Below are 14,827 nucleotides of genomic sequence, written 5' to 3'. Positions count from 1 at the left end.
ACTCATTTAAAATAGTTAGTCTTGCTAACTAAGTGGTGGTGGCTTTTATGGCATTAGAAGAAAGCTTGATTGATTTAGAGCGTTTTTGCGCCAAAGCTTGGCGTGTCTATGCCAAAGAAGATCCATTATCACATCTAAGCTTTAATGAGTTCGATTATTTACGTGTGATTCAGGTTTACCCTGAGGGTGTGCGAATAACCGATCTTGCAGAAGAGCTGCAAGTGACTAAGCCTTCCGCATCGACAATGGTTGTGCGTTTGGAAAAAAAGGGTTTGGTGAAACGCATCGCATGTAATGAGGATGCTCGTGCTAAGCGTGTGTTGCTTACGGAAGAAGTCGCAGAAAAAATGTCTTTGGAGCAGGTAGTGTACAAAGATATCTCTGACCAAATGATGCAACAATTAAATCAGCAAGAAGCTGAACAGTTACAAGCTTTATTGAATAAAGCATTGAGTAATAAGTCATTTTAAACTGAAGCAAAGGCCTCAGCTGTATGGTTTAGTTTTTGTTGTTTCATCTTTCTTTTATTTAATTTAACCATTTAGTTAGCCTTGCTAATTAAATGGTTAGCTTTGCTAACTACTGGTGACAGTCATGCAAAACTCAATTTATAGACAGTTTTGGAAATATACGATTCCAACCGTCGCAGCAATGCTCGTAAACGGTTTGTATCAAATAGTTGATGGCATTTTTATTGGCCGTTATGTTGGCGCTGACGGATTAGCTGGGATCAATGTTGCGTGGCCTATTATCGGTTCGATCCTCGGTATAGGAATGATGATTGGGGTGGGGACTGGCGCGCTGACTTCGATCAAGCAAGGAGAGAACGATCATGAAGGCGCTAAGCGAATCCTAACGACCGGATTGACGTTGTTAGCGGCATTGATGCCGATCGTTGCTACAATATTGTTCTTGTTTTCGGATGAATTTATTCGCTGGCAAGGTGCGGAAGGGCGAGTGTTTGAACTTGCGCTGCAATATTTGCATATTCTGATTGTCGCGTGCGTATTCACGTTGGGTTCTATCGCAGTTCCGTTTTTATTACGCAATGACGACAGCCCGAACTTAGCAACGATTTTGATGGTCATCGGTGCCGTTATTAACATTGTATTAGACTACGTATTTATTGCTTGGTTGGAGTGGGAGTTAACCGGAGCCGCTATTGCCACTGCACTTGCACAATTAGTGGTCACTGTGCTCGGTATTGGTTACTTCTTTACTTCAAAAGCAACATTACGCCTTCGTATCCGCGACTTCAAAGTTCAGGTTGATGCTGCACCAAAGATTATCATGATAGGTACATCAAGTTTCTTTATGTACGCCTACGGCTCTGTGATGGTGGCACTGCACAACTCGTTATTTGCTCAATACGGAAGTGCAATGTTGATCGGAGCGTACGCCATTTTGGGGTACATCGTGACGGTTTACTATCTGATAGCAGAAGGAATTGCGAATGGTATGCAGCCTTTAGTGAGCTTCAACCACGGTGCACGTAATCAGGAGAACATCAGAAAGTTATTAAAGGTCGCGATGGGGACATCTGTGCTTGGTGGGGTGGCGTTCGTTGTTTTGATGAACCTTTTCCCGTACGAACTGGTTGCGGTGTTTAATAATGCTGACCAACAGTTGATTGATAGCACCGTGATCGGGATTCGTTTACACATGTTTGCGTTGTTCTTAGATGGTTTTTTAGTTGTGGCGGCCGCGTACTATCAATCAGTAAACAAAGGCAGCAAAGCTATGTTTGTAACACTAGGCAACATGCTGGTCCAGTTGCCATTCTTATTCATTATGCCGAAACTTTTCGGTGTGACAGGTATTTGGTTAGCTTTCCCATTGTCTAACATTGCATTGAGTTTGGTCGTGATCAGTATGTTGTGGCGAGATGTGAAAAAGCTGCTTAATGAGAGTTCTGTCGAACCAAGGGTGCAAGCCTGCTAACAAAAGCTAACAGATAAAAGCGAGGCTAGGCCTCGCTTTTATCTTTAAGGATTAAATGGTTTTTACTTCTAAGCCCGCTAGTTGATGCCAATAGCCATTGCATTGGCGGCTTTCGAGCTTTTCAGGATTATCGCCGTATTCATTTGAGCGAAAACGCTCTAACTCTGAAAAAGTGTCGATACCAAGAGGGCTTAACCGGACCACATCAACCAGCCCTTTCATAGTAGGTAAGTCATTGATGAGGTTGTAGCAATACCCTGACTGTGTTTGAATGCCGTTAAGGTTAAAGACTTCTTGCCCTTCTTGGCTGCTGACCTGGATACCCGTAGGGTATTTGATACAGCAGGTTTCGCAATCGTCTTTCGCTCGGTTTTCAGCTCGGGCTGTGAAACAGCGAGCGGAATACGCTAAAGGCAAATAACCGTGGCTAAATACCTCAACTTCAAACTTGTTACGAATACCAAGCTCGTCACACTGAACTAAAGTATCGTTTAACCATTCGCGAGATAGCTCGACAGGCATGCACCAACGCATCATACCTTGCTTCAAAAATAAGTTGAGCGTGTGTGCGTTATAAGTATTGATTGCAGGGCCAACGACGAAAGGCACTTTATGCTCTGATGCCAATTGAACAGCAGATACGTCATTTGCTTCAATCGCGAAGTCACCGTTGTCGATGTACTTCTTCATTATGTTTACTTCACTCGGAGCTTCTAGTAGTGCCATTGTTGATAGCACCACTTGCTTGCCAGATGCAGACAGCTCTTTTGCGATTTCAAGCCAATGCGAAGGCTTCATTTCTCGACGTTTTGAACATACGGTTTCCCCAAGATAGATGATGTCCGCGGAGCTTGATTTCGCTTGTTCATAAAACGCTTCGATATCTTGTTTTGGCCAGAAGTACAACAGCGGACCAAGCGCGTATTTCATTGAATTATCCATCTTAACCTCTACTGCCATTTGCGGTGATAAGCACCAAGTGTGGTCTGCGTACCTTCAGACACGTTTGCCAATGCGGCATCCCAAGCCGCTTCGACTTGATAAGCTTCTGGGTTTGCTTGGTAACGGTCAATCGCGGCTCGCCATGTTCGAGTGACTTGTTCTACGTAAGCTGGGCTACGTTGGCGACCTTCAATTTTTACAGACGCCACATTTGCAGCAAATAGTTCTGGCAGCATAGAGAGGGTGTTCAAACTGGTTGGTTCTTCCAGTGCGTGGTAGCGTTTTTTCTCGCCTTCGATTTCTGCTTCGAAACGACCTTTACACAAGGTAGGGTAGCCCGCATTTTCACCGGCGCTGTAGCGATCGATCAAAATGTCGTTAAGGCGGGATTCCAGACCATTTTCTGTTTCTTGCCAGCGAACGTACTTAGCTGGAGAGCATGCTCCCACAGTGTTTGGAGACTCGCCTGTCATATATGACGATAGGTAGCAGCGACCTTCAGACATGATGCAAAGGCTACCAAAAGCAAAGACTTCTAACTCGACATCGCTAGTGATGTTGCGTGAAAGCTGTTTGACCTGATGAATCGATAAAACGCGAGGTAATACTACCCGTTTTACGTTGAAGTTTTGTTTGTAAAAATCAATGGCTGCGACGTTGGTCGCTGATGCTTGCACTGAAAGGTGTAGTTCTAGATCGGGATATTTGCGAGCCGCGTACTCCAGCACTGCAATGTCTGCAACAATCAGCGCGTCTACACCCAGTGCCGCTGCATTGTCTACTGCGTTCGTCCAGCGCTCGAAGCCATTGGGATGAGCGAAGGTATTCAACGCGACATGAATTTTTTTATTGCGGTCATGAACGTATTGCACCGCTTTTTCTAACTTTTTGCCGTTAAAGTTGAGGCCAGCAAAGTGACGGGCGTTGGTATCATCTTTGAAACCAATGTAGACGGCATCGGCACCGCAATCAATCGCAGTTTTTAACGCAGGCAGGTTACCCGCGGGACACAAGAGTTCCATATGCTCACAATCATTGAGAATAAAAAGGTGTCCGCATTTTATGAAGAATTATGAATAGCGAAATTGACCTAAGTTAGGTTTAGCTCAATAAAGTCGATATTTACCCCTTGCGAGTAAGGGTATCGGGTCGGGGTTAGTTCTTGTGACGACGATTCTGTACAAACAGCTCTTCAATTTCATGTTTTGGCTGCGGGCGATAAAAATGGAATCCTTGAATCGCATTACATTGAAGGTTAGAGAGCAGGGTCGCTTGCTGGTGGGTTTCCACCCCCTCGGCAACGACAGTTAAGTCGAGCGACTTACCCAGATTAATGATGTTTTCAATCACAGTGACTTGTTTCGGTAGTGTGTCGATATCATTAATAAAAGCGCGGTCGATTTTTAGCTCGTCAATAGGAAAACGCGCTAAGTAGGAAAGAGAAGAGTAGCCGGTACCAAAGTCATCGATAGAGAGAGCGAAGCCAAGCTTTTTAATCGCATTCAACATTTGCAGTGTATGTTCGCTATCACTCATCACGGCACTTTCGGTTAGCTCGAAGGTAATGCAGCTTGGATCAAGCTCGGTAGTGCGAAGCAGCTTTTCCATAAAGTCGATCAGCTGTGGGTTGCCAAATTGCTCGGGAGAGAGGTTGATGGCGACACGGCCTGGCAGTATGCCTTGTTGCTTCCAACGTTTTACCGTATTGAAAACATCACGCATCACGACACGTCCAAGGTGTTCTATTAACCCAGCGCGCTCGGCGACAGGAATGAATGAGCCAGGACTAATGTACCCTTCGACTGGATGCTTCCAACGAACGAGCGCTTCTGCGCCGTTGATACTGAAGTCTCGCGCGTTAACCTTAGGTTGATACCACACTTCCAAACCGTTCTGCTGCAATGCTTTTTGCAGTTCAATTTCAAGCCACAAACGCATACGCGCTTCTTTGTTCATTTGATCGTTAAATTTGATCAGACGATTTCTACCACGATCTTTGGCTTCATACATCGCAGTATCGGCATTTTGTAGTAGGATTCGCGCATCTTGTCCGTCTTCAGGGTATCGAACGCTACCAATTGAACACGCAAGGCGTTTACTGAAGTGGTGCAAGTCGAAAGGTTGGTTGATCAACGAGATAATGCGATCGGACAAAATTTCAGCCATGCGGGTGTTTTCTGGCTCCGGCAGAATGACGCCAAACTCATCGCCACCCAAATGACCAATAATCGCTTGGTTTGGCAGTAACCGTTTAAGACGGGCCGATACCTCTTGAATCACTTTATCGCCAATATGGTGACCAAGTGAGTCATTAATGTTTTTGAAGTTATCGATATCCAAATAGAACACCAGAAGCGGTGTTTGCTTTTTGATCAGCTGTTCCAAACGTTTGGTGAAGCCAAAGCGGTTGTAGAGTTTGGTGAGCGAGTCAATGTGTATGTCTTCATTCGATGCAGAAGACAGGTTTTTGGGCGCATCATCAGCATCTTGGATTAGGATAATTTGAGATTCGCTACCTAATATCGCCGTGGAATCCGCGTGTAGCTGAACTTTCCGTTCAAAGCCGCATCTTGCACTGGTTAAGCAGACAAAAGGTTTGTCAGAAATTAATGTACTCAATCGATGACTAAATACCTTTTTACTGTTTTCATCGATGAATAAACGACTTAGCTCTTCGCCCAACAATTCATGAGGAGAGTTAAGTCCGAGAAGGCGCGCTGATGCGGGGTTCGCAGAGATGACAATATCATCTTCGATAAGCAGTAAGCCGTCTGGTAGCAGTTGTGTTAACTTCGCAAACTTACTTTCGGACTCTTCTAAGGAGCGAACGAGTATCTGCTTTTCTGAAGTATCGACAGCGTGAAAAACAACAAAGCGAATGTCGTTACCTTCAAAAACTGGCGAAAGACTAAAGTGAAGACTGGTTTCAAGGTCGGTTTCATCGAGCGTGATTTCGGCTTCGACATGTGCCCCTTTAAACGCGCGCTGATAGTATGGTGCAAGCTTCTTATAAAACTGTTCACCCAGCACTTGGCAATCGTTTAAGCCGACGATTTCCTCATGACTTAAACCTGCGATATCGCAGTAACGGTCACTTACCATTCGATAATTGTGTTTTTTATCAAGAATGGCAAAGAAGAAAGGGCTATTTGAGGTTAGCGTGGCAAACCAATGTTTTAATTGCTGGGAAGGCATTAGGGTATTACCGATCTCCAATGAGCCAGATTATTCGTCCGTGTATAAAAAGCGACACCCTGATAAGCCTGCGGCGATCTACCACCAAGCCAAAGTGTTACTTGCCATTAAAGGGCTCGCGGTTTTAGCTGTGCAGTCGACAATCACATGGATACGCTCAGATAACTATAACTTTGAAAATACGGTTGTAAAAGTGTTTATCCACCTGTTCGCATCAATAATACACGTAAGTTCAAAAAAAGAAGCGTTAGTGAGCAATAAACCACCAATCTAAAATAAGCACTTTATTGATACATAACAGTAATCTCATCGCCACGATTGCTTAATATAAGCAACCTAATGACAAAGTAACGGATAATGAACGTGTTAAACAAGATTCGCAGTCAACTAGTAAAGAACGCAGCTAATATTTTGCGTTCTCCAGTCCAGTTATTACCACAGCCAATTCAGCAAAAAGCGTTGCTAGAAGGGCTAAAAATGGTGTTTAAAGAAGCCTTGGAAGATGGTGACTTTGAGTTCCTTGAAGACAAGTGGTTAAAAGTTGCGATTAAAGACTTGAACTTAGCATGGTACATCAGCTATCAAGACGAAAAATTGGTGGTAGCTGAAAAACCAGTTCAGGAAGATGTGAGTTTTAGTGGTAATCTAAACGACCTAGTACTGATTGCTGGTCGTAAAGAAGACCCTGACACACTGTTCTTCCAACGTCGCCTTTCAATTGAAGGTGATACTGAGCTTGGCTTAGAAGTGAAAAACTTAATGGACAGTGTCGACTTAGAGCAGTTACCGAAAGCAATGCAAGTCGCTTTGAATCAATTGGCTGATTTTGTTCAGAAAGGAGTTCAAGCGCCTGCACAACCAACCGGAGTAGCGAATGCTTATTCGAACTGAAGCCCCAGCGGACATTCTTACCATTGACCGCTTATTGAAACACGCCTTCCCGACGGAAGCTGAAGCTGAGCTTGTGATGCGTTTGCGCGAAAACAGCAAATTCACGCTTTCCTTAGTCGCGTGTACAGATGAGGGAGAGGTGATAGGCCATGCTTTATTTAGCCCTGTGACCTTAAATGGTGAAGATTTGTCATGGCAAGGGCTAGCGCCATTAGCTGTTCATGAAGATTACCGTCGCCAAGGCATCGCTGCAGAGTTGATCAAAGAAGGTTTTGATTCACTGCGTGATTTTGGTTACCCAGTGTGTGTGGTGTTGGGCGATCCTGATTATTACGCGCGCCAGGGTTTTCAATCATGCGACGAGATGGGCTTTGAATGTGCTTGGGATGTCCCTAAAGGTGCATTTCGAGTCGCAGAGTTGGTCGAAGGTCAATGTGCTGGACGCTCCGGACGCATAGACTATGCGCCAGAGTTCTCTGAACTGTAAATGAAAGAAGCCCACGACTAAGTGGGCTTCTTTCTTATTCACTGAAAACTGAGATAGGGAGGTTAGGATGACTGGTTACTTTTCTTTTTGCCCCAGACCTCTATTTTCGCTTTTTACTTACCCCTAGCAGGCTAAGTTTTGTGCTTCCCCAGCTACTGTAAGTCATTTCAATCCGTTTTAGCTTGGCTTCTTTTGTACCTGGAAGGCTCCAGGCACGAGTCGACAATCCGCTTGTTAGTACGCCCATAGAGGAAAGCTTTTTCTCACTACCATCTGTCATGACGACTTTTAAACCATTCATGTCTACCGTTCCTTGCACACATTTTAGTTTTATTTTACTGAAGCTTCGGTTTCGGAATAGGCTATTTGGTGTCACGGTATCTGTTTCTGTATGAAAGTTAACGGTTTTCGTTGCAATCAGCTCCCACTCATCGCTGTTATTAGCAAAAACACTCACGCTGGTGGCGGCTACCAGTGTGCAAAGTAGTAGCGTATTTAAGAATTTCAGAATGTACCTCATATGTCATACCCAATGTGTGGCCGTTGGCAAAACGCTATGTTCAGGAATATCCAAATCATCTCATTGTGTTCAGGTGTTCCTTGAAGTCCTTTAGGTATAATCGCGATAATTTGATAGGATTGCCCTCGTTCAAATAGGTGACGGAAAATGTCAATTAACGAGAAACAGTATTTACGTGAAATGGGGATCAGCACATGGGAGCTGGTACACCCTGAAAGACTGGAAGGCTATCAATCGCCATTATTGGATTTGCAAAGTTCATGTAAACTCCTATTGGTATCGCCAATATGTCCAGAAAACGAGACGGCATTGATGTTTGAGCGCGTATTAAAAAGCATTAAGCTCACGCTTGATGATGCGCTACACCTAGAGCCTGAGCGCTTATCCATGCTGGGTGAACATCAGCTAGAGTGGGTGTGGTTTGCAGGCTGTGAGGCTGATCAAAGCATCAAGGCAAAGCACCTGACCTCGCCACTATTACAAGATATTGATGGTAATAACGAACAGCGCCGCGCATTGTGGCAACAAATCTGTTCGTACTCTTCTTAACGGAGCTAATGCGTGACAATTGAAATTACGCCGATGCGTGCAGAGCACCTCGACCAAGTTTGGCAAATCGAGCAGCAAGCACATTCTCACCCTTGGGCCGAATCTTTGGTTCGTGACTTATCCAGTCGCGGTGCTTGCCATCATGTGATGCTGGAAGGCTCTCAAGTGGTTGGTTACTTCTATGGACAGAATATTGTTGGAGAAGTGACACTATTAAATATTGCAGTAGCGCCTTCTCAACAGGGCAGAGGGCTAGGGCAAAAATTGCTGGACGCGTTTATTGAATACTGTGAACAAGCCAAAGCAGAGAGTGCTTGGTTAGAAGTGCGTGAAAGTAATCACCCAGCTATCCATATTTATGAGCAAGCAGGTTTTAATGAAGTGGACCGTCGTTACAACTATTACCCAGCTAAATCGGGAAATGGTAAGGAAGACGCCATTATCATGAGTTACTTATTTTTGAGTTAGTTTTAGGCCGTTACTAATTACCTCATCAACACTTATGCTTTAAATGCGTATCCGGATTCGAGGCTTTTGAATATGTAATAATAATTTTTTGAATTTTTACATCTCTTTGTGTGGAGCTGGCTTTCCCTTGTTAGTTGCAGGTAAAGGCTGGTGAGCCGAGTAAATTCAGTTCATGTCTTTCCAGTTTGCTAGCACAGCGATAATAAGCGAGAATACCGCACAATATCGAATAGTAGATATGCTTGCCTATTTTGTGAGCATGAAAGTAATTTAGAAGATTAACTAATGTCAAATCCCCTTTTTTTAGGCGAAGTGTCTAAGCGCAGAACGTTCGCTATTATTTCTCACCCGGATGCGGGTAAAACCACCATTACTGAAAAAGTCCTTTTATTCGGAAACGCGATCCAAAAAGCAGGTACGGTTAAAGGTCGTGGTAACGCACAGCACGCAAAATCAGACTGGATGGAAATGGAAAAAGAACGTGGTATCTCGGTAACCACTTCTGTAATGCAGTTCCCTTACAATGACTGTCTGGTAAACCTACTTGATACGCCTGGACACGAAGACTTCTCGGAAGATACATACCGTACGTTAACGGCAGTAGACTCGTGTTTGATGGTTATTGATGCGGCGAAAGGTGTCGAGGATCGTACACGTAAGCTGATGGAAGTAACGCGTCTGCGTGACACGCCAATCGTAACCTTCATGAACAAACTTGACCGTGACGTTCGTGATCCAATGGAAGTATTGGACGAGGTAGAAAACGAGTTGGGCATGATGTGTGCGCCAATTACATGGCCAATCGGCTGTGGTAAAGAATTTAAAGGTGTGTACCACATTCACCGTGATGAAACGATTTTATACGAATCAGGTCACGGTCATGAGATTCAAGAAGTTCGAATCATCAAAGGTCTCGATAACCCAGAGCTTGATGAAAAAGTTGGTGCAGGCCTTGCGGAAAGTGTTCGAGAAGAGCTTGAGCTTGTCATGGGTGCTTGCCCTGAGTTTGATTTGGAAATGTTCCTAACCGGTGATCTTACGCCAGTTTACTTCGGTACTGCATTAGGTAACTTTGGTGTGGATCATATGCTAGACGGTCTAACTGAATGGGCTCCAGCGCCGAAAACTCGTCAAGCGGTTGAACGTGAAGTTGAAGCGACTGAAGAGAAGTTCTCTGGTTTCGTATTTAAGATCCAAGCGAACATGGACCCAAAACACCGCGACCGTATCGCATTCATGCGTATTGTATCGGGCACTTACACGCAAGGTATGAAGATGAACCACGTTCGTCTTGGCAAGCAAGTGAGTATCTCTGATGCAGTAACCTTTATGGCTGGTGACCGTGCACGTGCAGAACACGCTTACGCCGGTGACATCATTGGTCTACACAACCACGGCACTATTCAGATTGGTGATACCTTTACGCAAGGTGAATCACTGAAGTTCTCTGGTATTCCGAACTTCGCTCCGGAACTATTCCGTCGTATTCGCCTGAAAGATCCATTAAAGCAGAAGCAGCTTCTCAAAGGTTTGGTTCAGCTATCAGAAGAAGGTGCGGTACAGGTATTCCGTCCTCTACAGAACAACGATCTGATCGTTGGTGCCGTTGGTGTACTTCAGTTCGATGTTGTTGTGGCTCGTTTGAAATCTGAGTATAACGTTGAAGCGATTTATGAAGGCATTAACGTTGCAACTGCTCGTTGGGTTGAGTGTGGTGATGCGAAGAAACTGGATGAGTTCCAACGCAAGAATCAAGCGAACTTAGCATTGGATGGTGGTGATAACCTAACGTATATCGCTCCAACAATGGTTAACTTAAACTTGGCGAAAGAGCGTTTCCCTGACGTTGATTTCCGTGCGACGCGTGAGCACTAATTTGCGCGGTTAGGGTAAGCCTTAACGCAAACTAGATTTTAAAACGCCCTTGGCTATAAACTTAGCCAAGGGCGTTTTTATATAAGGATAAGATATGAATTGGTTTAAACGTGGGCTAAAGCGTTACGACAACTGGTGTAAAGAGATGGGGTTAACTCCCGATCAGAAACGCAGTTGTGTCCCATATCGAAAAGACCCAGCCCATCAAACTGAAGAGAAGAGTGAAGCCCAACCATCCTCTGATTTTCTGCCCGCAGATACAGATAAAAAGCGTCAAGATGAAGCTCTTTGATACGCACTGCCACTTTGATTTTGATGTGTTTCAAGATGACTTTGCACATCAACTTGAGCTTGCTCAAACGCAAGGCGTCGCAAGAATTTTGATTCCTTCCGTCGGTCCGCAAAACTGGGCTCGTATTCAAACTTTGGCAGAGCAACATGCCAATTTGTATTATGCGCTCGGCTTTCATCCGTATTTTCTTGAAGATAACGTTGAGCAGCACCTTACAGAGCTAGAAGGCTATCTAAATCAAAAAGGGCAGCAGTGCGTGGCAATAGGAGAGTGTGGTTTAGATTTTGCCATTGATGTTGATCCACAGTTGCAAGAAAAGATACTTGAAGTTCAATTTGAGCTGGCTAGACGCTTCGAACTCCCAGTTATTTTACATAGCCGAAAAGCGCACAATCGCCTCATTCAAATGGTGAAAGCGGCGAATCTCCCTAGAGGTGGTGTGCTACACGCTTTTTCTGGGAGTTATCAGCAAGCCATGGAGTGGGTCAAATTAGGTTTTTTTATCGGTGTAGGAGGAACGATTACCTACCCAAGAGCCAAGAAAACACGCGACGCAATTCAAAAATTACCACTCGAAAACTTAGTAATCGAAACAGACGCACCAGATATGCCTATACTTGGATATCAAGGGGAGTCAAATCACCCAGCCAAACTCATTCACGTCTTTAATGAGCTCGTAGAGTTGCATAACGGCCGAAAGCAATCGATTGCCTCTCAACTGTGGAAAAATAGCAATTTTGCTTTCTCGATATGTGAATAAAATCTAAAGATGTGGTTTGAAATCGAAAACGTTTTCCTGCTTATTGTGAATTAACTCACAAAGCTGGTTGAATCAATCATGAATCTTATAGGAAAGTGTGAGGCTGGCATTACTTTAATTGATTCTGCATGAGTATAATTGCCCCCGCTTTATAGCTCCATTTTGTAACACGCCAATAAATAACTTATAAGGAAGTCATAAACTATGAGCCTGTTTATGAGCCTAATCGGTATGGTAGTGCTTCTTGCGATTGCAGTGGCATTTTCTAACAACCGAAAAGCTATCAACTTTAGAACTGTGGGTGGCGCATTCGCTATCCAATTCGCATTAGGTGCATTTGTTCTGTATGTACCTTGGGGCCGTGATCTACTAAACGGTTTCTCTTCAGGTGTTTCTAACGTTATCAACTACGGTAACGATGGTTCATCATTCCTGTTCGGTGGTCTTGTTTCTGACAAGATGTTCGAAGTATTCGGCGGCGGCGGTTTCATCTTCGCATTCCGTGTTCTTCCTACACTGATCTTCTTCTCTGCACTGATTTCAGTTCTTTACTACATTGGCGTTATGCAATGGGTTATCAAGATTCTTGGTGGCGCACTACAAAAAGCGCTAGGCACTTCTCGTGCGGAATCAATGTCAGCGGCAGCTAACATTTTCGTAGGTCAAACTGAGGCACCTCTAGTTGTTCGCCCATTCGTTCCAAAAATGACTCAATCAGAGCTATTCGCGGTAATGTGTGGTGGTCTAGCTTCTGTTGCTGGTGGTGTACTAGCTGGTTACGCATCTATGGGTGTTCCACTAGAGTACCTAGTTGCGGCATCATTCATGGCAGCACCAGGTGGTCTACTGTTCGCTAAAATCCTTCACCCAGAGACTGACCAGCCTCACGAAAGTATCGAAGAAGCGATGGACGGCGGTGACGACAAACCAGTTAACGTAATCGACGCAGCTGCGGGCGGTGCGGCTTCTGGTCTACAACTTGCGCTTAACGTAGGTGCAATGCTAATCGCATTCGTTGGTCTAATCGCGCTAATCAACGGTATGCTAGGTGGCATCGGTGGTTGGTTCGGCATGCCAGAACTAACACTAGAGCTAATCCTAGGTTACGCGTTCTCTCCACTAGCATTCCTAATCGGTGTTCCATGGGCAGAAGCTGTAACAGCTGGTTCATTCATCGGTCAGAAAATCGTAGTGAACGAATTCGTTGCTTACTTGAACTTCACACCATATCTAGGTGAAAACGCTCAAGTAATCGCGGCAACTGGTGAAGTAATGTCTGAGAAGACAACAGCTATCATCTCATTCGCACTATGTGGTTTCGCGAACCTTTCTTCTATCGCGATTCTACTTGGTGGTCTAGGTAGCCTTGCACCAAACCGTCGTAGTGACATCGCTCGCATGGGTGTTAAAGCAGTTCTTGCAGGTACGTTGTCTAACCTTATGGCAGCGACAATTGCAGGCTTCTGCTTAAGCCTTGCAGCACTATAATTAGAATCGGTTCTTAATATATAGACGCCGTTTTACATCATGCCCTGTAGCAAGAGATTGCTGCGGGGCATTTTTCGTTTTTCGGGCTCCAAAATTTCATCGGGTGTTTGCCTTAGTCGAGGTATTACGCAGTCAATGGAATAGGGGCTAGGAAATTTTGAGATACAAACCGTTTGCGCTCTATTTGGTGCTACAGTTTTGCGGTGAAACTCTATAATGTATTAATCACAGGATAGTGGTTAAGCTTGATTCTTAATCACGTAATGAATATTACATAATCGATGGGCAAATGAATTGCCCTGCAATATCAGATCTAATAGGCGTTTTGCTTTGTGATGTGATATTAAAGACACCGCAATCATAGATTGTTGTGCCATAGGCCAAACTGGTACTGTGCGGTGACAAGGATAGCAATTGGCATATGATAAATTTTCGCTGTATATGCCGAGTCTTCAGGGAACCAAGTCCGTTCATTAATAGACTGTTTAGCCATTTACTCACATTGTCTCGACTTGTTGATTATAGTTAAAGACGTGATGTAAGGCTGAGTAGTGAATTTTTTGAATATTGATCGGAGATAGAAATGAGCGATTTAAAAGCAGCAGCGCTACGTGCACTTAAACTTATGGACCTAACTACGTTGAATGACGATGACACTGATGCAAAAGTGATCTCACTATGTCATGACGCGAAAACAGCAGTAGGCAACACAGCTGCAATTTGTATTTACCCTCGCTTTATTCCTATTGCTAAGAAGACACTTCGTGAGCAAGGTACGCCAGAGGTTCGTATTGCAACAGTAACGAACTTCCCACATGGTAACGACGACATTGAAATCGCAGTTGCTGAAACAAAAGCGGCGGTTGCTTACGGTGCAGACGAAGTTGACGTAGTTTTTCCTTACCGCGCGCTAATGGCGGGTGATGAGAAAGTAGGCTTCGAACTAGTTAAGCAATGTAAAGAAGCTTGTGGTGACATTCTTCTTAAAGTGATCATCGAAACAGGTGAACTAAAAGAAGAAGCACTAATCAAGAAAGCATCTCAAATCTGTATTGAAGCAGGTGCTGACTTCATTAAAACTTCAACTGGTAAAGTGCCAGTAAACGCAACACCAGAATACGCTCGCATGATGCTTGAAGTTATTCGCGACATGGGTGTTGCAGAAACTGTTGGTTTCAAACCAGCAGGTGGTGTGCGCACTGCTGAAGACGCAGCAGCATACCTAGCAATGGCTGACGAAATCCTAGGTGACAACTGGGTTGATGCTCGTCACTACCGTTTTGGTGCGTCTAGCCTGCTAACCAACCTACTAAATACATTAGAAGTATCGGACGACGTCGCTGATCCAACAGCGTACTAATTCCAATAATACGTCTGAACGGTAGCACCTAAACGGGTGCTACCAAACCTCTTCTATCC

At 44.4% G+C, this 14,827-nt stretch carries 15 protein-coding genes and 1 pseudogene; 11 read left to right on the top strand and 5 right to left on the bottom strand.

All coding sequences use genetic code 11. From position 1 onward, the window contains the following. Positions 1 to 47: 47 nt before the first annotated feature. Positions 48 to 470 (top strand): MarR family winged helix-turn-helix transcriptional regulator, encoded by a 423-nt coding sequence (locus R7O12_RS00860; RefSeq protein ID WP_005380103.1) that lies wholly within the window; start codon positions 48 to 50, stop codon positions 468 to 470. Positions 471 to 594: 124 nt separating this feature from the next. Beyond that, positions 595 to 1,941 (top strand): MATE family efflux transporter, encoded by a 1,347-nt coding sequence (locus tag R7O12_RS00855; RefSeq protein WP_033905574.1) that lies wholly within the window; start codon positions 595 to 597, stop codon positions 1,939 to 1,941. Between the two features lie 51 nt (positions 1,942 to 1,992). On the opposite strand, the gene R7O12_RS00850 is transcribed toward R7O12_RS00855, so the two are convergent. From R7O12_RS00850 to R7O12_RS00840, 3 genes are all read right to left on the bottom strand, one after another. After that, on the bottom strand, positions 1,993 to 2,871 hold the full coding sequence (locus tag R7O12_RS00850) for a U32 family peptidase (protein ID WP_021034024.1): 879 nt from the start codon (positions 2,869 to 2,871) through the stop codon (positions 1,993 to 1,995). Between the two features lie 20 nt (positions 2,872 to 2,891). Further along, positions 2,892 to 3,905, bottom strand: a complete 1,014-nt coding sequence (locus R7O12_RS00845) for a peptidase U32 family protein (protein ID WP_005386427.1) — start codon at positions 3,903 to 3,905, stop codon at positions 2,892 to 2,894. A 133-nt stretch (positions 3,906 to 4,038) separates the two neighbouring features. After that, positions 4,039 to 6,078 carry a bifunctional diguanylate cyclase/phosphodiesterase gene (locus tag R7O12_RS00840; protein ID WP_005380112.1) on the bottom strand — a complete coding sequence of 680 codons (2,040 nt, stop codon included), beginning with the start codon at positions 6,076 to 6,078 and terminating at the stop codon, positions 4,039 to 4,041. Positions 6,079 to 6,441: 363 nt separating this feature from the next. Here R7O12_RS00840 and R7O12_RS00835 point away from each other — a divergent pair, with 363 nt between their 5' ends. Then, positions 6,442 to 6,969 (top strand): SCP2 domain-containing protein, encoded by a 528-nt coding sequence (locus R7O12_RS00835; RefSeq protein WP_005394645.1) that lies wholly within the window; start codon positions 6,442 to 6,444, stop codon positions 6,967 to 6,969. Continuing rightward, a complete protein-coding gene (locus R7O12_RS00830; RefSeq protein WP_005380119.1) occupies positions 6,953 to 7,456 on the top strand; it encodes a GNAT family N-acetyltransferase in 504 nt (167 codons plus the stop codon). The genes R7O12_RS00835 and R7O12_RS00830 overlap by 17 nt, the downstream gene beginning before the upstream one ends. 62 nt (positions 7,457 to 7,518) lie before the next feature. Here R7O12_RS00830 and R7O12_RS00825 read toward each other — a convergent pair. Then, positions 7,519 to 7,964: pseudogene (locus R7O12_RS00825) on the bottom strand (hypothetical protein). A 159-nt stretch (positions 7,965 to 8,123) separates the two neighbouring features. Between R7O12_RS00825 and R7O12_RS00820 the strand changes: the two are divergent. From R7O12_RS00820 to R7O12_RS00795, 6 genes are all read left to right on the top strand, one after another. Continuing rightward, entirely contained in the window at positions 8,124 to 8,525 is a 402-nt protein-coding gene (locus R7O12_RS00820; RefSeq protein WP_005380121.1) for a DNA polymerase III subunit psi, read from the top strand. A gap of 12 nt (positions 8,526 to 8,537) precedes the next feature. After that, positions 8,538 to 8,993 (top strand): ribosomal protein S18-alanine N-acetyltransferase, encoded by a 456-nt coding sequence (gene rimI, locus R7O12_RS00815; RefSeq protein ID WP_005380122.1) that lies wholly within the window; start codon positions 8,538 to 8,540, stop codon positions 8,991 to 8,993. Positions 8,994 to 9,278: 285 nt separating this feature from the next. Further along, positions 9,279 to 10,868, top strand: a complete 1,590-nt coding sequence (prfC, locus tag R7O12_RS00810) for a peptide chain release factor 3 (RefSeq protein WP_005380123.1) — start codon at positions 9,279 to 9,281, stop codon at positions 10,866 to 10,868. A gap of 94 nt (positions 10,869 to 10,962) precedes the next feature. Beyond that, positions 10,963 to 11,160, top strand: a complete 198-nt coding sequence (locus tag R7O12_RS00805; RefSeq protein ID WP_005380125.1) for a DUF5363 family protein — start codon at positions 10,963 to 10,965, stop codon at positions 11,158 to 11,160. Then, the gene (locus tag R7O12_RS00800) at positions 11,147 to 11,920 is read left to right on the top strand and encodes a TatD family hydrolase (RefSeq protein ID WP_005380129.1); all 774 of its coding nucleotides are present in this window, start codon (positions 11,147 to 11,149) and stop codon (positions 11,918 to 11,920) included. Before R7O12_RS00805 ends, R7O12_RS00800 begins: the two co-directional genes overlap by 14 nt. A gap of 204 nt (positions 11,921 to 12,124) precedes the next feature. After that, entirely contained in the window at positions 12,125 to 13,408 is a 1,284-nt protein-coding gene (locus R7O12_RS00795) for a NupC/NupG family nucleoside CNT transporter (protein WP_005380131.1), read from the top strand. A 358-nt stretch (positions 13,409 to 13,766) separates the two neighbouring features. Here the strand turns inward: R7O12_RS00795 and R7O12_RS00790 are convergent, their stop codons facing one another. Continuing rightward, positions 13,767 to 13,901, bottom strand: a complete 135-nt coding sequence (locus R7O12_RS00790; RefSeq protein ID WP_005391675.1) for a hypothetical protein — start codon at positions 13,899 to 13,901, stop codon at positions 13,767 to 13,769. Between the two features lie 90 nt (positions 13,902 to 13,991). Between R7O12_RS00790 and deoC the strand changes: the two genes are divergently transcribed. Beyond that, positions 13,992 to 14,768 (top strand): deoxyribose-phosphate aldolase, encoded by a 777-nt coding sequence (deoC, locus tag R7O12_RS00785; RefSeq protein ID WP_005380133.1) that lies wholly within the window; start codon positions 13,992 to 13,994, stop codon positions 14,766 to 14,768. The last annotated feature ends 59 nt before the right edge of the window (positions 14,769 to 14,827 follow it).

The organism is Vibrio sp. Vb1574 (genome assembly GCF_033338675.1).
Note: the sequence above shows the minus strand (reverse complement) of the source record. Positions and strands in the feature narration are given on the sequence as shown.